Below are 19,431 nucleotides of genomic sequence, written 5' to 3' on the forward strand. Positions count from 1 at the left end.
TATAAAATAACCCCGCAGATATGTTAATATTGCTCCACTTAACTGCATATCTGCGTAAACGCTGCTAAAAGGTAAAAAATGCAAACATTAAAAGCTGAAGTTGTTGCCATCAGCCCACTTACAGAATTTGTTCATAAAGTAATTTTAAAGCCTCAACAACCTGTTACGTTTGAAGCTGGCCAATACATGCAACTTGTACTTGGCGAAAAAGACAAGCGCGCATTTTCGATTGCAAGTCGTCCATCGCAATGTGATGAAATAGAGCTTCATATTGGCGCATCTAAAGCCGATTCATACGCAATGCAATCGCTTGAGCATTTGCGTAATGCGCATCAAAATAATACACCGGTAGATATAGAAGCCGGCCTTGGTGTATCGCAACTACGCCTACAATGCGAGCGCCCTATTATTTTATTGGCTGGCGGCACTGGTTTTTCTTATGCAAAATCAATGGCTGATCACTTAGCTGAAATTAACTGCGACCGCCCGGTACTATTTTACTGGGGTGTTAAAGAAGAGTCTGCATTGTATGCTCACAGCGAAATGCAAGCATGGGCAGAGAGTAACGAGCACTTTAAATTTATTCCTGTTGTAGAAAACCCATCAGCTAATTGGCAAGGCCATACTGGGTTTGTACACAAAGCAGTCATGCAAGATATTGTGTCGTTAGAACCTTACGATATTTATATGGCTGGTCGCTTTGACATGATTGGCATTGTCCGTGATGACTTTATTGCTCACGGTGCTGTTCGCGAAAACATGTACGCCGATGCATTCGCGTTTATAAAATAAATTTTTATTTATAATACAAAGGCGCCCCATGGCGCCTTTGTTATTTCTATCAAATTTAAGCTATCAATTGGTATAACCTATTGCTTTAATCAGTATAAACAATTTCCTAAATTCCTATCTATAAACCATACTTTGTATAGAACATCAGCGGGAGAGACCCAAATGTTAAATACAAAAGTAAAAGATTTTATGCAACGCAAGTTGCCACACATTACCCCAAATACCGAAATGACCACCGCCATTAGTGAGCTGCAAAAGTTTAACTTATTAGGTGCACCAGTATTTGATGACAATAAATCGCTGGTTGGCTTTATATCTGAGCAAGAGCTGTTAAAACCATTAATGCGAAGCAGCTATTTTTGCGATGGCGTTGTAAAAGTTTCGCAGCTTATGCAAACCGATGTTGTAACCGTTAATGCCGATACCAACATTATCGAGCTTGCTGAGCAAATGAAAACAGGAAAGCCAAAAAACTACCCCGTTGTTGAGGGTGATACCGTGATAGGGCTGATTGGCCGAAGCGATGTATTAAAAGCACTGTTTGATAATTACGTGAGCTGCCAAACAAAAGTAAGCTAACATAAAAAATGCCGCTAATAAGCGGCATTTTTTGTATTAAGCGTGTTTAACGTGCTGCAGCAAGCGCAGTTAATGCGTTTTTATCGCTATCGCTTAAAAATGCAATCTCTAAGGCATTAGCTTGCGCCTTATGCATATCGGCTTGTGTCAAACCCGCCTTTGGCGCAGCCACTAGGTATTCATGCTCAATTTCAATGCCCTCTACAGCCGGATCGTCGGTATTAATACACGCTAAAATACCGTGATCTAGAAACTGTTTAAGGGGGTGTTTAGCTAAATCGTTTACGGTACTGGTTTGAATATTACTGGTTAAGCACGACTCAATACCAATGCGGTTATCGCGCAGGTAGTCCATTAGTTTAGGGTCTTCAATTGCTTTTACCCCATGGCCTATACGGCTTGCACCTAATTCATTAATGGCTTGCCAAATACTCGCTGCACCCAGCGCTTCACCGGCATGAATGGTAGCGGCCAGGTAAGCGTCTCTTACTTGCTTAAATTGTTCGACAAAAAGCTCTCCCGGAAAACCAATTTCATCTCCGGCTAAATCAATCGCCACTAAATCATTTTTAAAGGCAAGTAATGCGTCAAGCTCCTGCTGACAAGTTTTAACACCGTAAGTACGCGACATAATACCAATTAAGTTTGCTTTAATATTGGCGCCTTGAGTAGCCGATTTAATACCATCAACCACGGCCTCAACCACCCCTTGCGGGTGTAAGCCTTGGCTTTGTGCCATATAATACGGGCTAAAGCGAAGCTCTACATAATCAAGTCCCTGCGCTTGAGCATCTTCTATGTTTTCAACTGCAATGCGTCTACAGGCGTCGTAGTCGCCCAGTACCGTTACCCCCCAGTCGAGCTTTTGTAAAAAAGCCATTAAATCAGGCTCAGGATCAATAACTTGTACATGAGGGATAAGCGCCTCTACGTTATCAGCAGGTAGCGTAATATTAAACTGTCGACCAAGCTCTAGTATGGTTTGCGCACGTACATTGCCATCTAAATGACGATGAATATCTAGCAGAGGTAATTTTTTATTTATCATAATAGCGACTCGGTTAGGTTAAAATTGCGCGCATGATACGCAGGTACAGTTATTTTTCAAGTGTAGAGCAGTTAAAGTAAATATTAGCGGTCATATGTCTGCTTTTTACTCAAAAAGTGAACAAAACTAGGTTTTTGTTCACTTATTTTGATGAGCTAAGTGATGCCAGAGTGTTTTAAATAAGGTATTTGCTTCAATGGGTTTAGTAATATAATTATCCATACCGCTGGCAACTGCTTTTTTAACATCGTCATCGTGGGCATTAGCAGATAAGCCAATAATAGGTAGGTCAAACAAACCAAGCTCATTACGAATAACTCGCGTAGCTTCAAGGCCATCCATTTTTGGCATTTGTATATCCATAAGCACAATGTCGTAGGTATGCTCTGTCAGCTTTTCAATCGCCTCAAAACCATCATTAGCAATATCAGCAACGCACCCTTTGGTTTTTAAAATAGCGCTCGCGACGTGCTGATTTAATGGGTTATCTTCAACAAGCAATAATTTATAATCGGCAAAAGAAAGCGTACTAACATCTATCTCATCATATTGTTGCTTTATTTGCTCAGCCTTTGGTAGCGGCGAATAAATTGGCAGGCTAAAAGTAAACGTAGAACCGTGCCCTTCGTGGCTTATTAAATCAATTTCTCCGCCCATCAACTCTACAAGCTTTTTGCATATACTTAAACCTAAGCCCGTGCCTCCATATTGACGCGAGGTAGAGCTATCTGCTTGTGCAAACGGTTTAAAGAGCTGTTTTTGCGCCTCTTTACTAATACCAATACCGGTATCATTAACGCTAAAGTAAGTCATTTTTTTAGATTGCCACACTTTAAGCGTGATGCTGCCTTTGGCTGTAAACTTAATGGCATTATTGATTAGGTTTAGCAAAACTTGTTTTAAGCGTATTGGGTCGGTGTTGATAACCAAGTTATTTGATTTATCGTAATCAAGCATAAATTCTAGCGACTTTGCTTCTATATCAAACTGCAGCAAATTAGCCACTTCTTCACTGAGTGTGCCTACATCAATTGGCTCTTGAATTAAATCAAGTTTGCCTGCTTCCATTTTAGAAAAATCGAGCACATCATTTAATACTCTTAGCAGTACGCCCAGTGCCCCATCTGCTTGCTCAATATAGCTGCGAGCTTGCTGCCAATCGTTTTGCTGTAGGGCTAAATAATGCAGCCCTTTAATACCATTAATAGGCGTGCGAACTTCGTGGCTCATATTTGCTAAAAATTGGCTTTTTATTTCATTGGCTTCATCGGCCTTTTGCTTTTCTAAACGTAAAATTTTAGTTTGTTTTGCTACCTGCTCACGTATACGAATGTTGGTACCCGTTACCGATATTAAAAAGGTAATAAGCAGCCAAACAAATAACATGCCGGCTATTTGTGCAAGCCAGTAAACTAACCATGACTCTCGTTGCATTGGCTGATGCAGCTCCACCTGCCACACCCGCTTACCTACCAATAACTTATAGTCTTTTAACGGCAATAGTTGTTGATGATCGGCAATAAAAATAGGCTGTGCATTATTCTCTGTTGTGGTGTCTGTAAAGCTCACTGCAACGCCGTTATTTTGATCAAATAACACCGCGTTTGATAGTCTTTCTAAACTAACAACGGCTACCACAAAACCTTTAAAATCGTCTTCGGTAATATTGTTGCCAAACACCGGATGAAAAAACAACACGCCGCGCTCAGCTTCGTTTTGTACTAAATTTATTGGCTCACTGATCACCAACTCATTTAACACTTTTGCTTTTATTAATGCAGATCGCCTTACCTCATTTGAGGCAAGATCAAAGCCAATTACGTCTTCATTTCCCGACAAAGGATGTGCGTATTGTACGGGGTAGTAAAAATCTCGTGGGGGAGCGGCCTGCCAACTGCCATCTTTTGCTCTTTCTTTTAAGCTATATTTAGCCAGCTCTGTGTTGTTATTAGCCTCTATATACTGAGCTAGGTTTTCACTTGGTAAGTAGGGCACCCACTCAAATGCTAAAATTTCTTCGCTGTAACTAAGCTGCTTAGAAGTAAACTGCTTAAATTCAGTAAAGCTCACATCGTCACTACTAGAAAAAAAGGTCGCTAGTAAGGCGAGGTGTGCTGTTATTTCGTTAATTTTATTGTTAATAGCATCTTGAGTGGCTAATATTTTCAGCTCTTCTTTTTGAATGTTTTTTTCTTTTTTTACACTGGCCGCGCCATAAAAGCTAATACTTATAACCATATAAATTAACAGTGAGGGCAGTATAACTTGTAGGCGATAATTTACCTGTGAATAGTTAAATGCCGCTAGCATAAGCGGAGTAAAAACAAGCACCCCAATACTGTCGCCTATCCACCACGCTATAAACGTATCCCAACCGGCTTGAGACACAATAACGCCATTAAAAATTAATAAGCTGGTGCCTACACCTGCAGCTATAACACAGCACAATGGGCCGGCAACAACGAGGCTTTGAATACAGTGTTTTAAAGAAGATAAGTCGAGTGGTGCTTTAATCACTTTAGTGACCAATTGGCTACCTACCCATGCTTGTAAAGTAGCAGCAAAGGTAACAGCCGCAGCATGCATAAATACACTTAACTGAAATATCGCTGAGGCGCTTTCTAAATGAATGAGGTTAGTAAAAAAAGCCCCTAAAACAATACCTAGTAAGCTCTTTCTGCCCCAAATTAAAAAGCCAGCAAGCGCAATTCCCGAAGGCGGCCACACAGCCACTGCGTAGCCATCTATCGCTAATAGTAAATTACTGAAATATCCGGTAAAAAAGTAAGCGCACGCTAAACTTACAGTGACAATGAAAAAGTGTTTCAACCCAATGCTCCCGAATATCAAAGCTGCAAAAGTATAAGTGTAGCCTTTATTGATACAAAACGAGTGCTTTATCGGCTTGTGCGGTATTTTTATAGCTAAGCGCTGCTTGCTGAGCAAATTGCTTTTTGTTTTCGATATTTAAGGCTTTATCAAAAACCTTTGCGGCTAACTCATAATCGCCTTGAGCATTAGCTAAACACGCAAGCGAGAGTAATAATGCGTTGTTTGCATCATCTTTTTTCAGGCGCTCTTGAATACTACTTTGAAGCTTTACAGCCTCTGCAGAGGTGGCGTTACTTAATATATTAGCCAGCTGAGCATGTTGCTCGTCGTGCTTCACCATTTTAATTAAGTCACTTTCAATCGCACTTAACTGGCCCACTTTAGCCATTTGCATTAAGTAAGCTGTATTAGCATGAGCTTGTAGCTTTTTAGGAAGTTGTTTATATTTTTCAGTGATTTTATCGCTAGCTTGTGCATTAAAATAGGCATTAAACAGCTGCGTCCACTGCGCATCGTTGAGGACTTTTTTACGAAGTAAACGCGGTAAAAAGTCTTCAAGCGCACTAAAGTGCTGTTGCTGTACAAGTATTTCGGCGTATAGCTTAAGCTCAAGTGGTGTCGCTTTTTTTGAATCGCTGTTAGCACGCATTTGCGATTCTATTGCACTGCTATCGCCACTGGCTATCCAAAGTTTAGCAACGTTAAGTTGCTGCTCTGGGCTAATTTCAAATAAACGCTCTAGAGCTTTGTCAGTTTGGTTATTAGCAAGCGCTGCTTTTGCTAATAGCGCTAAGCGTATATCTTCAAACTTACTGGGTACACTATTACCTGATAACGTTTGCTCTACAAGCTCGTAATCATCGTTTATCGCACTCCATAAGGCTTGCTCTATAGCTGCTTGCTTTCGCTCTTCGCTACGCGCAAAAAAACCATGTTTAGTATTATGATAAATCGACAATAAATAGCGCACTAATTTGTAAGTTAAAAACAAAATAGTTGCACTAATTACCGCCATAATACAAAACGATACAATCGTGCCTTCAATCGTGGTGTTGTTAAACGAGATCAGCACATAGCCTTTTTCATCCAGTACAAATGGCGTAATCGCTAAAACTAAAACAATCGCCACAATTAATATTATAAGCCCTATCATTGCGCCCACTCCTTAACCTGCTGTGTACTTTGTAAGTTTACTTCAGGGTTAAAGTTTAATGGCTCTTTTTCTAGGCTAGTTAGTGCATTTATAACCACTTTTGTCGCCTCGTCATCTTGTTTAAAGTACTCATTAACAAGACGCTTTGCCTCACTTATGGCACTAAAATAAATGCTCGCTTGTTTGCTCATTAATGCATCTTGAGCTTGCGTCACATTTAATTTAATACGTTGATTAATTAAGTGGCGCTCCTGATCGGTTAGCAGTGGCTCTATAGCAACTCCTTCGTGCTGACGAATAGTAATAAAGCTATCAACTAGCTTATTCCAGCTATTACTTAGGTTTTGCTGCCAATCGCTTACATCTTCACTCAAGGCATTTTTTTCAATTTCTGCTGCTTCTTGCGGTATGTTAACGGCATTAAATGCAAGCTTATCTATGTTTGATAACACGCTATTAAGTTTTAGGTAAATGGCTTCTGTTGGGATAGGTTTTAAGCTATCTAGTGTTTGAATGTCTTGTGTTATTGCTTGGCGAACTGCAACAGTACCTGGGTGTTCACTCAATAAGGCATCTAAGCGTTTAAGTACAGCGCTGGCACCTTGGTAATCTTTTTCAGCCCACAGTTTAAACTCAGCCATACGTTGTAAGCTGGTTACTTCTTGCGGGTTTAGTGAAGCGCCTTGCTGCTGAGCTTGTTGCAATGCAGCTTTTAATTGTTGCTGGTTACTCTCTGCACTTTCATTAAGCGCAGCTGCCACTTTTTGCTCACTATTGAACAATGCTTGCTGAAGATTAGATTGCGCCGACTTGAGCGCCTGTAACTCTTGTGACAATAACGCGTTTTCTTCTTTTAGTTCATTAACAGCTACATTTTGGGCTTTACCTGCATTGAGTTTTTGGTAAAACTCATACCCCACACCACAGGCAACAATAAGCGAAATGATCAGCGCTAATACCGCTAATTTACTTATTTTTTGCTTATCGTTATGTGGTTTACTGTGTGCTTTAACTGCCTCTTTTTTTTGTGCAGAGGCCGCTGCCTTAGTGGTTGGTGTATTATCTGCCGTTACTGGCTTTGACTGTTCGCTCATCTTGTTACCTTGCTGTTTTATGCAGGAAAACATAGCGGTATCGCTTGCCCCTGCGGCAATGTGTATATTAGCCGAGCTTACCTGTTGCTGTTGTAAATAAGCGGCTATACGCTCGCTAGCAACATAAAATCGGCACTGTTGTAACCACTGTAACTGTTGTTCAGTCAGGTTATTAAATATTGCATCAACTGCTGCATTACTGGTTATGACTATACCTTGTACTTTCAGGCTTTGCCAGTGGTCTGTCCAGTTGGTTTTTTCAGCGCTTATTGGCTCGCGCTTGTATACCACACAGTTATTTAAAAATGCCCCACGCGCCTTTAAGGTTTTGGCAATATCAGGGCGCCCCGCTTGGCCTTTTACTAATACAATATTGCTACCATCAACCTCAGCTAACGAGTTTAGCGCCAATAACCCTTCAGAATCATGTAGCTTAGGCACTGCTGCTCGCACGCCAAATAACGCATAAATAGTATCTGCAGTTTGCTGCCCTACTGCGTAAAATTGCGCTTTGGTATTTATTGTTGGCTTTAATTGCGCAAGGGCAGTAACGGCATCTTGAGAGATAAAAATAATTTTATCGGCATTAATTAGCGGGCTTAGCTCGGTAGTAGAAGGCGTAAGGTAGGATATTTTTAAAACAGGAAATAATGACGCCTGATAACCCGCTTGCTCAAGTTGCTGAGCAAGGGCTGCGCCTTTTCCTTCGGGCCGAGTTATCAGGATATGTGTCATTTATGCGTCTCTATATACTTCTGCTAATATTTTGTCGGCGCCTTGCGCTAATAACTTTTTAGCTAGCTGCACACCGATAGCTTCTGCATCATTTATATGACCGGTTACTTCGTCATGTAAAATTTCACTACCATCTACCGCGCCCACGAGGCCACGTAAATGCACTTGCTCGCCATCAACTAATGCGTAGGCACCAATTGGTACTTGGCAGCCACCTTCTAAATGACGGTTCATAGCACGCTCTGCATTTACACGAATGCGTGTTTGGGTATGCTCAAGCGGGGCCAATAAGGCTTTTGTTACTTCATCGTCAATACGACATTCAATGCCGACAGCACCTTGTCCGTTAGCAGGTAGAGATACCTCAGGCTCAATATAATCAGCAATACGTGCGTCCATTTTTAAACGTAGCAGTCCGGCTGCGGCTAAAATAATCGCATCGTACTGGCCATCATCTAGTTTAGCTAAACGAGTATTAACATTACCACGTAAGTCTTTAATGACTAAATCAGGGCGCAAAGCTCTAATTTGGCACTGACGACGAAGGCTAGAAGTACCGACTATAGCGCCTTTTGGTAATTCGCTTAAATTGGCAAAATTATTTGATACAAACGCGTCGCGCGGGTCTTCACGCTCACAAATTGTGTGCAGTGCTAAGCCTTCTGGAAATTCTACGGGTACATCTTTCATTGAATGCACAGCAATATCCGCGCGGCCATCTAACATTGCTTGCTCAAGCTCTTTAACAAACAAGCCTTTACCACCAATTTTAGCAAGCGGTGTATCTAAAATAATATCCCCTTGAGTAGACATAGGGACTAATTCTACGCGTACATCAGCATGAAAATGCTCAAGCTGTGCTTTTACAAATTCAGCCTGCCAAAGCGCTAAAGCACTTTTACGGGTTGCAATGCGTACTAACTTTGTTTTTTCTGTCATAGGGGTATCCAAATAGTTACAGCTAATAGCCAAGCTTAATTAGCTAAAATTCTAAATTCTTTTTGAGCAATTAAATTACCTTGCTCATCAACAACATCTACACGCCAATGGCCTGTTTGTGTATTCATAATATTTTTGGTTGAGTACGTTCTGTAGCGCGGCGAGGTAACATTAAGCGAAATCTCAGCCATAGTTTCACCCTCATAAGACCATACATGCTTTACTTGTTGGCCTTGTAGGTTTTTAAGTTCACTAAAAAACGAAAGTGCTTCTTCAAACTGATTTAAGCGAATATCTGCAGAAAATACATTCGTGGGCTCACGCTTACTTACTTTGCGAGTAAGCACTGCACGGCTAATTTTACCGGTATCAATTTGTGCGCCTAACGCAACACTGGCAATGTGCGCATTAGATGAAAAGCCTTCACTGCTGGTTAGCGAACCGTCGTCGTTTTCAATATCTGGAAGCTGTTCATTGGGTGATGCGCTTAACTGCGTGCTAGTAAGCGGCTGATTAGCGATAGGCTCAGCGAGTTCGGTATCTGATTGCTCAATAACAGAAACTTGATTGCTTTGAACGTTAGCAATTGGCTCTATATCTGTTTGCTCATTATTGCTTTGCGCTAACGTAGTATTATTAACGCTTTCATCCTCAAGCACCGCTGGCGCAACATCCGCTATAGCACGCGTAAGCTCATTTGGGCGCGCTTGCTCGTCATTTACACTCACCGTGGGCTCAACATTATCTGCTGTGTTGTCGCTTAAAGGTGAATACGGCGATTGCTCATTAGGTTGCTCGCCCTGCTCGGCATTAACCGAGCTAGTTAAGCCATACACAACCGCTGCCGAGGTCATTGCTACCAACATAGAAACACTCGCAATACGACGCCAATGCCACTCGTAGCTTACATTAGGTACACTATTTTGTGGTTCGCGTTTTACATTTGCTTTAATAACTATTTTTTGACTCATATTGACCTCAGCGGCTCCAAATTAGCTTAAACGGGCAATTAACCATTGGCGAATAGCTTGCAGTTCTTCTGCGCAAACCTGATGAGCCATAGGGTATTCTTGCCAGCTTACATCCATGTTATGTGCTGTTAATACTTCAAACGCACTTCTACCCGCGCTATGCGGCACTACATTATCTTGGCTACCATGAGCCATAAATACATTTAAATCAGTATGCTTTGCTTCTTGCGCTAGCTTTTCAGGCACGCACATATAAGTAGACAGCGCCATAACACCTGCAAGTTTGTGCTCAAATCGCGGCGCTAAATGTAAAGACACCACGCCCCCTTGCGAAAAGCCCGCCAAAATAATTTTATCGGCAGGTATACCATTTTCAATTTCTTGATTGATCAGGGCTTGCACTTTTTCGGCTGAATCTCTCACGCCTTGTTCATCGGCACGTTTGTCTAATTCTATAGATTTAATGTCGTACCACGAGCGCATTTCCATGCCACCATTTATGGTGACCGGTTGAATAGGCGCATGCGGAAAAATAAATCGTATACCAAGCTCACTGGGTAAGTTAAGTTGCGGTGCAACCGGAGCAAAGCCATCGCCCGAGTCGCCTAAACCATGTAACCAAATAACAGTGGCTTTGTGCTCACCTTGCGCTGGGTATTGTGCAAACTCTAAACTCATAAGCTTGATTGCCACTTAATTTCTTGGCCAGCTTGGCGAGTAGACGCTTGGTTCATAAACTCCCAAAACTCTGCGCCCGAGCGGTTATCAATCCACTGGCCGTCACGCATTTCAAAATGGTGGCCATTAAATTTAGTCGCAACCCACACTTGATGCAAAGGCGCTTGTTTGTTAATTACAATTTTACTTTTATCAGGGAAAATTATTTCTAAAATACCCTCTGCCGATTCGTAGTCTAAATCTGCTTCGCAATCATCAACTTGCTCTTCAATTGTGAACATAAGAGCTTCGGCTAATTGGTGATATTCGTGTTCAGTCATTGTAATTTTCCTTTGCAGGCGAGCTGCCTAATATTGGGTACGGTTTATATACAGCTAGTGTAACAGGAATAAAATCATCCGCGAATAGCTGCATTTTTTAGATATTCTGTTACTCTGCGATTATAAAGCCAGCAACCGTATTAATCTAATGAAAGCGACACATACCTTACAATTAAAACGACTATATATAAGTACTTTACTGCTAAGTGCATTAGCTGGCTGCGGCCAAAGCGGGCCTTTGTATTTACCAGAGCAACAGGCTGAGCAAAACATCCCCCCTAATACGGCACAGCCAACGCCCGTAAAAAAAACCAACACCGAGCAAGTGCAGGAGCAATAAATGGATTATTTTAACTATCAAAACAATCAATTATTTGCCGAAGATGTCAGCATTGCCACAATTGCTCAGCACTATGGTACGCCGTGTTATGTGTACTCGCGTGCTACTTTTGAGCGCCATTATTTAGCCTTTGCAAATGCCACTAAAAATCATAAAAGCTTGGTGTGCTACGCAGTTAAAGCTAATTCTAATATTGCAGTATTAAATATATTAGCGCGTTTAGGCTCAGGGTTTGACATAGTGTCTAAAGGTGAGCTGGCGCGTGTAATAAAAGCCGGCGGTGATGCCAGTAAAGTGGTGTTTTCAGGTGTGGCTAAAACCGCCGACGAAATTGCTTATGCACTAAAGTTAGGTATTAAATGTTTTAACGTTGAATCGGCCTCAGAGCTTGAGCGTATCTCTGAGGTAGCGTGCGAGTTAAATTTAGAAGCCCCTATTTCTATTCGTGTAAACCCTGATATAGATGCCAAAACACACCCGTATATTTCTACCGGTTTAAAAGAAAACAAATTTGGTATCGATATTCAAACGGCTGTGAGCGTTTATCAGCATGCGGCGTCTTTACCAGGTCTAAAAGTAACCGGTGTAGATTGCCACATAGGCTCGCAATTAACTGAGGTTAAACCTTTTTTAGAAGCGCTTGATAAGCTAATGGCATTAATAGATGAGCTTAAAGCAAATGGTATTGAGCTTACTCATTTAGATATTGGCGGCGGGTTAGGCGTTCCTTACAATGATGAACAGCCTCCTCACCCAAGTGAATATGCTGCGCAAGTTACCGAACGCTTAGCCAATTACAAACACCTTGAGCTTATTTTTGAGCCAGGGCGCGCTATAGCCGCTAATGCTGGAATTTTAGTAACGCAGGTTGAGTTTATTAAGCAAAACCAAGATAAATTTTTTGCCATTGTCGATGCGGGTATGAACGACATGCTTCGCCCTTCGCTTTATCAGGCATGGCAAAAAATCATTCCTGTATCGGTGCGCGATGACGACACCCCAACACATAACTTTGATATTGTGGGCCCAGTGTGCGAAACCGGCGACTTTTTAGGAAAAGACCGCGAACTAGCCCTTAAACAAGGCGACTTATTGGCGCAGCGAAGTGCTGGTGCCTATGGTTTTACAATGAGTTCAAACTACAACTCTCGCCCACGCGTGGCCGAAATAATGGTAGATGGTGAGCAACACCACCTTATTCGCCAACGCGAAACCATCGAGAGCCTTTATCAAGGTGAGAAAATTTTACCATAAACGTTTTTGTTAAGGCGCTGCTCTGTGGCATGATTAGCGCAGAGCAAACCCGAATTAGAGCGCTATGTTAGTTAATTTTTCCAAAATGCACGGCTTAGGCAACGACTTTGTTGTAATTGATAACATTACACAAAATGTATTTTTGTCTCGCGATCAAATCAAAAAACTGGCTGATCGCCACTTTGGTATTGGCTTTGACCAATTACTTATGGTTGAAGCCCCTTACTCCCCTGATCTCGACTTCCATTACCGTATATTTAATGCCGATGGCAATGAAGTAGAGCAATGCGGAAATGGCGCACGCTGTTTTGCCCGCTTTGTGCGCATGAAAGGCTTAACTAACAAGCACAAAATTAGTGTCTCGACTAAGTCGGGCAACCTCACGCTATACATAGAAAAAGACGGCCAAGTGACGGTAAACATGGGCCATCCTAATTTTGAGCCTGCTAAAATCCCGCTTAAAGCCAGCAAGCGAGAACTAACTTATATAATAAGAGCTCAAGAGCACACTGTATTTAGTGGCGCTGTGTCTATGGGTAACCCGCATTGCGTGTTAGAAGTTGACGATATAGCTACCGCACAAGTTGAGGTGCTTGGTCCGCTGCTTGAAAACCACGAACGTTTTCCAAATCGTGCCAATATTGGCTTTATGCAAGTGGTATCGCAAGATCATATTAAACTTAGAGTGTGGGAGCGCGGCGTTAGTGAAACCCTAGCGTGTGGCACGGGTGCCTGCGCAGCAATGGTAATTGGCCACATTCAAAGCAAACTTAACACCACGGTACAAGTTGATTTACCCGGCGGCACTTTACAAGTACGTTGGAGCGGCGAAGGTCACCCTGTCCGCATGACCGGCCCAGCCGAGCATGTATTTGATGGGCAAGTTGCCTTATGAGCGAGCTAACAAAAGAGCAAGTCGCTGAGTATTTGGCGCGCCACCCTGATTTTTTAATAGAGCAGCCAGAGCTACTTGCACAACTTGAGTTACACCACAAAACGCAAGGCGCCACCTCGCTTGTGCACATACAACAGCGCCAATTGCGCGAGCACAATACTCAGTTAAAAAATCAAATACACAGTATGAGCGAACACGCTACGCAAAATGAGCTAGTGTATCGCTTGTTTAGCCAATGCCACCGCCAACTGTGGACAAACTACGACTTTAATACGCTTGCCGCTAATTTGCGCAATATTATTTGTACCAGCCCACATATTAGCGAGTGCAGGTTGGTTAAATACAACAACACTTTAGATGGGCTTATTGAGCACCGCCTTAGCCAATTTGGGCACTACTTAGGACGCGTTAATCAGCAAGAGCGTGAGCTATTATTTTGTGAAAACACGCAGTCTTCTGCTATTTATCTTATTGGTTGCGCTGAAAAACCCGTCGCTATATTGGCCTTTGGCAGCCATGATGAAAACCATTTTGAACCCGCACAAGATAACCTATTCGTGCTTGATTTTGTTCATGCATTGCAACTTAGGCTGTTGGAATTGGCATGAGCGACGAGACGCCTAACACTGAGCAATTAAGTGAGCATTGGCGTACACCCATTCATTTATTTAGTGACTATTTAAAGTACGAAAGACAGTACTCAGAGCACACTGTAAATCAGTATGTTAGCCAACTAAACTTTGCCGCCCTGTATTTTAGTAAATTATGTGATGACTGGTTTGGCGTACAAGGCGAGCATATTCGCCGCTACAGCATGGCGCTTCGTTCAAAGCAATTAAGTGGGCGCACCATTAGCTTAAAATTAAGCTGCATTCGTAGTTTGTATAAATTTTTAAAAGCCAAAAACATTGCTCAGCACGCGCATTATCATAACCCAGCACAAGGCATTAAAGGGCCTAAATTTTCTAAGCCTTTACCTAAAAATCTCGATGTAGATCAGATGGCAAGCCTACTAGAGATTAACGATGACGACCCATTAGCCATACGAGACAAAGCTATGATGGAGCTTATGTACTCATCTGGGCTGCGCATTAGCGAGTTAGTTGGCACCAACTTACGCGATATAAATGCCGCAAGCGGCGAAATATTAGTCAAAGGTAAAGGTAACAAAGAGCGCCTCATTCCCGTGGGTCGCAAAGCGCTCACAGCGTTAAAAAACTGGCTCAACATACGGGGGCAATTTGCAAAGCCTGACGAAATGGCGGTGTTTTTAAGCAGTAAAAAAAATCGTATTTCGGTTCGCCAAGTTCGCTTACGCATGCAAGAGTGGGGAATAAAACAAGGCATTAGCTCACAAGTGCACCCGCATAAACTTCGCCACTCGTTTGCCTCTCATATTTTAGAATCATCTGGCGATTTACGCGCTGTGCAAGAATTATTAGGGCACAGTAGTTTATCGGCTACGCAAGTATATACGCATTTAGATTTTCAGCATTTAGCAAAAGTGTACGACAACACTCATCCGCGTGCTAAAAAACAAACCGATTAGGAATGTAATTATGATCCGATTTAATCGTGCTCCTCGCCCTTTTTCAGTTATGAGCTTTGATTTAGACGACACCCTGTATAACAACCACCCTATAATAAAAGCCGCGGTTAAAGCGCAGCAAGATTATTTAAACGCGCTACCCAGCTACTTACAAAAAGGCCCAAAATACTGGCAACAATGCCGCAATGAGGCCGTAATACAGTTACCAGAGCTTGCTGATAATGTAACTAAATGGCGCCAACATACGCTACGCTTAGCCCTTTCAAAGCTAGATTTAAATGAGCAAGAGGTAGAGCATCATGCCGATGCTGCCTATAACGCCTTTGCCGATGCGCGCAGTAAAATAGTGGTAACCGACGACGTACTAAAGCTGCTAGATAACTTAGCCCAGCACTTTACGCTGGTTGCAATAACCAATGGCAATGTTGAAATTGAGCGCTTTAACTTACGCGATAAATTTGCGCTAGTATTGCAAGCTGGTATGCACGGTAAAGCCAAACCCCACGGTACACTGTTTGATAAAGCCGCCGCGCACTTAAACGTGGCTAAAAGTGAAATTTTACATATTGGCGATAGCCTAGATACCGACGTACAAGGCGCTAATAATGCAGGCTGCCAATCGGTTTGGTTAAACGACCAAGGCGCGGCTTATCACTACAAAGGCCTTGCCGATGTTGAAATTGCGAATATTCATACCTTAGCGCACTTTATCAAATAGCCTAAATAGAACGAAGAGGTTGCAATGAGCCATTATACCAAGCTAATTACCTTGCTATTAATAGGCTCGCTTAGCCTAAACGCTTACTTATTGTGGCCACAAAAACAGCCTGTAGTTGGCACACAAAAAATCCACAGCGGCAAGAGCATCAAAGTGCCAAAAAGTAACCTGCTCAGCCAAGCTCAACAGCAATTTACACAACACAAATTTGATGATGCTCTAAATACGTATCAGCAACTAAATCTAAGCGCTCCAAAAAAAGCACATACTTTATACGCTTCGTGGGTAGCACAACTAAAGCAATGGCTAAACACAAACCTACCGCTTAGCCAGTCATTGTTAAATACACTTTTAAATAAAGACCCTTACAATACCGAGTTACTCACTTTACACGTTGATTACCTAGTAAAAAGCGGGCAACGGCAAAACGCAATTATTGCGCTATTTGAGCTCTACCCATTATTAAACAAGCACCAACAAGGCCCTGTAGATAGGCGCCTTGTGCATTTAACGACAAACGAACTGCATAGTTTGAGTGAGCAGCAAAATTGGCAAACAATTAGTGAACAAACTCAAATTTGGCTCGACTATCAAAACGACAATAGCCATTTTTTATACGCACTCGCGCATGCTTATTATCAACTAGAGGACTTTATTAGCGCCTTAACAACTATTGAGCGCATGCCATCAAATCACCCACTACAAGCCGAAGTAACTGCCTTACACGCAATGATAGAGAAAGCTCAATCCCAAGATGACTTTATTGCACTTACCCCCTACGGCGCACATTACTTAATTAGCACCGAGCTAAATAGCTCAATCCAAACAGAGCTAATGATAGATACCGGCGCAAGTATTACTTCTCTTTCGAGTGACGTGCTTAACCAACTTTCACCCAGACCACTGTATTTAGGCGATGTAACCGTAAACACGGCGAATGGGCAAATTAGAGTAAAACGCTACCAAATTGAGTCGTTTAAAGTAGGGGTGCAAACTATTTACGGTTTTGAAGTGCTCAGTATTGAAAACACCCGCGGCCAAGGTTTGTTAGGAATGAACTTTTTATCTAGATTTAAATTTAATATAAATCAACAAACAGATGAGTTAGAGTTGAGTGCTAAATAATTTAAATTTAAGGAAAAAACATGACCCTAAACGATTTTTTACAGCAACTTGCAGACAACCCTAAAAGCATACAATTTAGCGATACCATGGCGGTAATAGAAGCTAATTACGATTTTACCGCGTGTGGATTTAATAACCACGGCTTACTTAGCTCTGCAAGCGAGAACAACGGCTCATGTAAAATTTTTGCGTTTGCTAAATTAAACGATTTAAGCAAGCAAAATACATTGGATTGCTTTGGTAAGTTTTACCGCGAAGACGTACTACAAAACCCTAAAGGCGATGATCACATGAACATTCGCACATTTATGTTAGCGCCAGAAGCGACTCCATTTTTAGGCCTGAGCTTTGATGGTGAGCCACTAAAAGAGAAATAACACTAAGCTGCTAAATTAAAGCATTTTTTCCATAAAGTAACGCGTACCAGAGCGCGGATAGTTGTTAAGCTGATACTTAACCACGTATCCGCGCTTTTCATAAAAAGGCTTGGCCTGAAAATCGAGTGTATCGAGCTGTGCGGTCGTTGCACCTAGTTCAGCAGCTGATTGTTCAAGTGCCGTTAGTAACTTATCTGCAAGCCCTTGACCTCGCGCTACACCGCTACACCAAAGCCAACTAATCATCAGCCAATTTCCAAACACACACCCACTAATACCTGCAACAAGCTCACCTTGCTCATCAACAAATTTATAGCCTAATGGCACTCTTTGCGCATCAAAATGCTGCGCGTTAAATTCAACTATTTTAGTGCGAAGCGCTGAGTTTAACGCATCGGTATTATCTGCTTTTAATTGATACATGTACCGCCCTTAAAGAAGCAGATACTAGCAAACAAACTTAATTAAAAAAGGTTATTTTTTCCATAAGGTACTTCTAGCAAATTGCTGCTTGTTTTTTCGGGTTGGCCGCACATTTCATCGTAAGCGCTAGTATGGCGCAGTACCATTTCGGCGTAGGCTATTTTTTCAAAACGTTTTTGAATATGCAGCGGGCTGAGCGCTTTAACAAACTCGCCATTTTCTTCAGTAACGTAATACTCTACGTTATTTATAATGACAGACACTTGATAGAGCGCCATTTCAAGGGAGTGCGCGACCACTTTTTGTAATGGTTCGTGCTTTTTTAACTCAGAAAATTTCATACCCATAACAATCGCCTTTTAATAAAAAGTAACTTTATAGATACGCACCTTTGCTATAATCGCGATCAAATTATTACATCACTGCCTTTTAAGCTTATGAGCAATAAAATTCGACTCGCTAAATACATTGCTCACGCTGGTGTGTGCTCACGAAAACAGGCATCGCGTTTAATTGATGAAGGTGTGGTGACTGTAAATAATCGCCCAGCGAATCATATTGATCACGTTAATGAGCAAGACGACGTAATAGTTAATGACCAAGCAGTAAAAGGGGCTGCCGATTTAGTTTATTTTGCGTATCACAAGCCTGTAGGTATTGACTGCAAATTAAATGAAAATGACCCCGCCAGCCTTATTCACCATTTACCTACCCTCACTCGGGTTTACCCCATCGGCCGATTAGATAAAGACTCTCGCGGCTTGCTTATTTTGACCAACGACGGAGATTTTTGTAATCAACTTATTCACCCTGACTTCCACCAGCCGAAACGTTATTTAGTCACGGTAGATAAACCTATTAATAATGCGTTTTGCGAAAAAATGGCCGCAGGAATCCCCGTCGATAAACAAGTAACCTTACCGTGTGAAGTAACAAAAATAGCTGACAACCAGTTTAGTATTATTTTAAAGCAAGGGCTTAACAGACAAATACGTAAAATGACGCATTACTGCGGCTTTAAAGTAATTGATTTATTTAGAGTGCAATTTAGCGAACTCGCCCTCTCAAACCTAAACCTCCCTGAAAACCACTATATACAAATTAATAAAACAGATATTTCAAAAATCTAACCTTCGTTTAAATAGCGCACAAAAAAGTTAAAAAATAACCTTGCAAAAATAGATTACAGGTGTAGTCTTAATTTAAAGATTACATTTGTAGGCAATAAAATGACTGAGTTATCAAAAGCAGAATTCGACGTGCTTGATGCGCTTTGGATTAATTACCCAGCAACCGCCAGCCAAATTATTGAGCGCTTAAGCGATGACAAACAATGGCACGAAAAAACCATTAAAACCCTACTGGGTCGATTAGTTAAAAAAGGCGCACTGACCTTTGAAAAAGACGGCCGCCAATATATTTATACCCCTTGTATGGAGCGCGCCGACTACACATTAAAAGAAAGCAAAAACTTTATTGAGCGTTTTTTTAGTGGCCGTATAGCGCCGCTGGTAAGCGGGTTTGCTAAATCAGAGCAGCTTTCGCAGCAAGATATAAACGAGCTAAAAAAGGTCATTGATGACTGGGAAAAAAACCAAAAGTAAGGAGT

22 protein-coding genes are annotated in these 19,431 nt (G+C 41.8%); 12 read left to right on the plus strand and 10 right to left on the minus strand.

What is annotated here, in order from left to right; translation table 11 throughout:
• Nucleotides 1–78 precede the first annotated feature (78 nt).
• Entirely contained in the window at nucleotides 79–792 is a 714-nt protein-coding gene (fre, locus tag PAT01_RS08935) for an NAD(P)H-flavin reductase (RefSeq protein ID WP_004588968.1), read from the plus strand.
• 162 nt (nucleotides 793–954) lie between these two features.
• Nucleotides 955–1,371, plus strand: coding sequence for a CBS domain-containing protein (locus PAT01_RS08940; protein ID WP_055255405.1), 417 nt, complete (start codon nucleotides 955–957; stop codon nucleotides 1,369–1,371).
• Nucleotides 1,372–1,417: 46 nt separating this feature from the next.
• Here PAT01_RS08940 and add read toward each other — a convergent pair whose 3' ends face one another.
• From add to cyaY, 8 genes are all read right to left on the minus strand, one after another.
• Nucleotides 1,418–2,419, minus strand: coding sequence for an adenosine deaminase (gene add, locus PAT01_RS08945; RefSeq protein WP_055019972.1), 1,002 nt, complete (start codon nucleotides 2,417–2,419; stop codon nucleotides 1,418–1,420).
• A gap of 138 nt (nucleotides 2,420–2,557) precedes the next feature.
• On the minus strand, nucleotides 2,558–5,248 hold the full coding sequence (locus tag PAT01_RS08950) for a CHASE domain-containing protein (protein WP_138579744.1): 2,691 nt from the start codon (nucleotides 5,246–5,248) through the stop codon (nucleotides 2,558–2,560).
• Between the two features lie 46 nt (nucleotides 5,249–5,294).
• The gene (locus tag PAT01_RS08955) at nucleotides 5,295–6,404 is read right to left on the minus strand and encodes a heme biosynthesis HemY N-terminal domain-containing protein (protein WP_154945362.1); all 1,110 of its coding nucleotides are present in this window, start codon (nucleotides 6,402–6,404) and stop codon (nucleotides 5,295–5,297) included.
• Entirely contained in the window at nucleotides 6,401–8,233 is a 1,833-nt protein-coding gene (locus PAT01_RS08960; protein ID WP_154945363.1) for a uroporphyrinogen-III synthase, read from the minus strand. Before PAT01_RS08960 ends, PAT01_RS08955 begins: the two co-directional genes overlap by 4 nt.
• Nucleotides 8,234–9,172 (minus strand): hydroxymethylbilane synthase, encoded by a 939-nt coding sequence (hemC, locus tag PAT01_RS08965; protein ID WP_138579747.1) that lies wholly within the window; start codon nucleotides 9,170–9,172, stop codon nucleotides 8,234–8,236. It lies immediately after the preceding gene.
• 35 nt (nucleotides 9,173–9,207) lie between these two features.
• A complete protein-coding gene (locus tag PAT01_RS08970) occupies nucleotides 9,208–10,143 on the minus strand; it encodes a DUF2914 domain-containing protein (RefSeq protein WP_138579748.1) in 936 nt (311 codons plus the stop codon).
• A 21-nt stretch (nucleotides 10,144–10,164) separates the two neighbouring features.
• Nucleotides 10,165–10,821: an alpha/beta hydrolase gene (locus PAT01_RS08975; RefSeq protein WP_024032069.1), complete on the minus strand. Its 657-nt coding sequence runs from the start codon at nucleotides 10,819–10,821 to the stop codon at nucleotides 10,165–10,167.
• Nucleotides 10,818–11,141, minus strand: a complete 324-nt coding sequence (gene cyaY, locus PAT01_RS08980; protein WP_004588977.1) for an iron donor protein CyaY — start codon at nucleotides 11,139–11,141, stop codon at nucleotides 10,818–10,820. The genes PAT01_RS08975 and cyaY overlap by 4 nt, the downstream gene beginning before the upstream one ends.
• A 148-nt stretch (nucleotides 11,142–11,289) precedes the next feature.
• Here cyaY and lptM point away from each other — a divergent pair, with 148 nt between their 5' ends.
• The 8 genes from lptM to PAT01_RS09020 all read left to right on the plus strand — a co-directional run bounded on the left by lptM (nucleotide 11,290) and on the right by PAT01_RS09020 (nucleotide 17,399).
• Nucleotides 11,290–11,481 (plus strand): LPS translocon maturation chaperone LptM, encoded by a 192-nt coding sequence (gene lptM / locus PAT01_RS08985; protein ID WP_138579750.1) that lies wholly within the window; start codon nucleotides 11,290–11,292, stop codon nucleotides 11,479–11,481.
• A complete protein-coding gene (lysA, locus tag PAT01_RS08990; protein ID WP_029773748.1) occupies nucleotides 11,482–12,735 on the plus strand; it encodes a diaminopimelate decarboxylase in 1,254 nt (417 codons plus the stop codon). It abuts the gene before it with no gap.
• Nucleotides 12,736–12,799: 64 nt separating this feature from the next.
• Nucleotides 12,800–13,630 (plus strand): diaminopimelate epimerase, encoded by an 831-nt coding sequence (gene dapF, locus PAT01_RS08995; protein WP_004588980.1) that lies wholly within the window; start codon nucleotides 12,800–12,802, stop codon nucleotides 13,628–13,630.
• Nucleotides 13,627–14,238 carry a DUF484 family protein gene (locus PAT01_RS09000; protein ID WP_024032071.1) on the plus strand — a complete coding sequence of 204 codons (612 nt, stop codon included), beginning with the start codon at nucleotides 13,627–13,629 and terminating at the stop codon, nucleotides 14,236–14,238. The genes dapF and PAT01_RS09000 overlap by 4 nt, the downstream gene beginning before the upstream one ends.
• Nucleotides 14,235–15,179 carry a tyrosine recombinase XerC gene (locus tag PAT01_RS09005; protein ID WP_004588982.1) on the plus strand — a complete coding sequence of 315 codons (945 nt, stop codon included), beginning with the start codon at nucleotides 14,235–14,237 and terminating at the stop codon, nucleotides 15,177–15,179. The genes PAT01_RS09000 and PAT01_RS09005 overlap by 4 nt, the downstream gene beginning before the upstream one ends.
• Before the next feature lie 10 nt (nucleotides 15,180–15,189).
• Nucleotides 15,190–15,897, plus strand: a complete 708-nt coding sequence (locus PAT01_RS09010) for an HAD-IA family hydrolase (RefSeq protein WP_154945364.1) — start codon at nucleotides 15,190–15,192, stop codon at nucleotides 15,895–15,897.
• A gap of 24 nt (nucleotides 15,898–15,921) precedes the next feature.
• A complete protein-coding gene (locus tag PAT01_RS09015) occupies nucleotides 15,922–17,022 on the plus strand; it encodes a retroviral-like aspartic protease family protein (protein ID WP_154945365.1) in 1,101 nt (366 codons plus the stop codon).
• 20 nt (nucleotides 17,023–17,042) lie between these two features.
• Nucleotides 17,043–17,399, plus strand: a complete 357-nt coding sequence (locus PAT01_RS09020) for a HopJ type III effector protein (protein WP_096040956.1) — start codon at nucleotides 17,043–17,045, stop codon at nucleotides 17,397–17,399.
• Nucleotides 17,400–17,414: 15 nt separating this feature from the next.
• Here PAT01_RS09020 and PAT01_RS09025 read toward each other — a convergent pair whose 3' ends face one another.
• Nucleotides 17,415–17,822, minus strand: a complete 408-nt coding sequence (locus tag PAT01_RS09025) for a GNAT family N-acetyltransferase (RefSeq protein ID WP_154945366.1) — start codon at nucleotides 17,820–17,822, stop codon at nucleotides 17,415–17,417.
• A gap of 41 nt (nucleotides 17,823–17,863) precedes the next feature.
• The gene (locus PAT01_RS09030) at nucleotides 17,864–18,169 is read right to left on the minus strand and encodes a DUF6482 family protein (RefSeq protein WP_004588987.1); all 306 of its coding nucleotides are present in this window, start codon (nucleotides 18,167–18,169) and stop codon (nucleotides 17,864–17,866) included.
• A 90-nt stretch (nucleotides 18,170–18,259) separates the two neighbouring features.
• On the opposite strand from PAT01_RS09030, the gene PAT01_RS09035 reads away from it, so the two are divergent.
• Together PAT01_RS09035 and PAT01_RS09040 are read left to right on the plus strand one after the other, a co-directional pair.
• Nucleotides 18,260–18,952, plus strand: a complete 693-nt coding sequence (locus tag PAT01_RS09035) for a pseudouridine synthase (RefSeq protein WP_154945367.1) — start codon at nucleotides 18,260–18,262, stop codon at nucleotides 18,950–18,952.
• Between the two features lie 99 nt (nucleotides 18,953–19,051).
• Nucleotides 19,052–19,426 carry a BlaI/MecI/CopY family transcriptional regulator gene (locus PAT01_RS09040; protein ID WP_154945368.1) on the plus strand — a complete coding sequence of 125 codons (375 nt, stop codon included), beginning with the start codon at nucleotides 19,052–19,054 and terminating at the stop codon, nucleotides 19,424–19,426.
• Nucleotides 19,427–19,431: the final 5 nt, after the last annotated feature.

It is taken from the genome of Pseudoalteromonas atlantica (assembly GCA_007988745.1).
GTDB classification, from domain to species: Bacteria; Pseudomonadota; Gammaproteobacteria; order Enterobacterales; family Alteromonadaceae; genus Pseudoalteromonas; species Pseudoalteromonas atlantica.

What these genes read in the sequence shown, in the direction of transcription:
- fre (WP_004588968.1), top strand. Translation starts at nt 79, where the DNA reads ATGCAAACATTAAAAGCTGAAGTTGTTGCCATCAGCCCACTTACAGAA.
- PAT01_RS08940 (WP_055255405.1), top strand. Translation starts at nt 955, where the DNA reads ATGTTAAATACAAAAGTAAAAGATTTTATGCAACGCAAGTTGCCACAC.
- add (WP_055019972.1), bottom strand. Translation starts at nt 2,419, where the DNA reads ATGATAAATAAAAAATTACCTCTGCTAGATATTCATCGTCATTTAGAT.
- PAT01_RS08955 (WP_154945362.1), bottom strand. Translation starts at nt 6,404, where the DNA reads ATGATAGGGCTTATAATATTAATTGTGGCGATTGTTTTAGTTTTAGCG.
- PAT01_RS08960 (WP_154945363.1), bottom strand. Translation starts at nt 8,233, where the DNA reads ATGACACATATCCTGATAACTCGGCCCGAAGGAAAAGGCGCAGCCCTT.
- hemC (WP_138579747.1), bottom strand. Translation starts at nt 9,172, where the DNA reads ATGACAGAAAAAACAAAGTTAGTACGCATTGCAACCCGTAAAAGTGCT.
- PAT01_RS08970 (WP_138579748.1), bottom strand. Translation starts at nt 10,143, where the DNA reads ATGAGTCAAAAAATAGTTATTAAAGCAAATGTAAAACGCGAACCACAA.
- PAT01_RS08975 (WP_024032069.1), bottom strand. Translation starts at nt 10,821, where the DNA reads ATGAGTTTAGAGTTTGCACAATACCCAGCGCAAGGTGAGCACAAAGCC.
- cyaY (WP_004588977.1), bottom strand. Translation starts at nt 11,141, where the DNA reads ATGACTGAACACGAATATCACCAATTAGCCGAAGCTCTTATGTTCACA.
- lptM (WP_138579750.1), top strand. Translation starts at nt 11,290, where the DNA reads ATGAAAGCGACACATACCTTACAATTAAAACGACTATATATAAGTACT.
- lysA (WP_029773748.1), top strand. Translation starts at nt 11,482, where the DNA reads ATGGATTATTTTAACTATCAAAACAATCAATTATTTGCCGAAGATGTC.
- dapF (WP_004588980.1), top strand. Translation starts at nt 12,800, where the DNA reads ATGTTAGTTAATTTTTCCAAAATGCACGGCTTAGGCAACGACTTTGTT.
- PAT01_RS09000 (WP_024032071.1), top strand. Translation starts at nt 13,627, where the DNA reads ATGAGCGAGCTAACAAAAGAGCAAGTCGCTGAGTATTTGGCGCGCCAC.
- PAT01_RS09005 (WP_004588982.1), top strand. Translation starts at nt 14,235, where the DNA reads ATGAGCGACGAGACGCCTAACACTGAGCAATTAAGTGAGCATTGGCGT.
- PAT01_RS09010 (WP_154945364.1), top strand. Translation starts at nt 15,190, where the DNA reads ATGATCCGATTTAATCGTGCTCCTCGCCCTTTTTCAGTTATGAGCTTT.
- PAT01_RS09015 (WP_154945365.1), top strand. Translation starts at nt 15,922, where the DNA reads ATGAGCCATTATACCAAGCTAATTACCTTGCTATTAATAGGCTCGCTT.
- PAT01_RS09020 (WP_096040956.1), top strand. Translation starts at nt 17,043, where the DNA reads ATGACCCTAAACGATTTTTTACAGCAACTTGCAGACAACCCTAAAAGC.
- PAT01_RS09025 (WP_154945366.1), bottom strand. Translation starts at nt 17,822, where the DNA reads ATGTATCAATTAAAAGCAGATAATACCGATGCGTTAAACTCAGCGCTT.
- PAT01_RS09030 (WP_004588987.1), bottom strand. Translation starts at nt 18,169, where the DNA reads ATGGGTATGAAATTTTCTGAGTTAAAAAAGCACGAACCATTACAAAAA.
- PAT01_RS09035 (WP_154945367.1), top strand. Translation starts at nt 18,260, where the DNA reads ATGAGCAATAAAATTCGACTCGCTAAATACATTGCTCACGCTGGTGTG.
- PAT01_RS09040 (WP_154945368.1), top strand. Translation starts at nt 19,052, where the DNA reads ATGACTGAGTTATCAAAAGCAGAATTCGACGTGCTTGATGCGCTTTGG.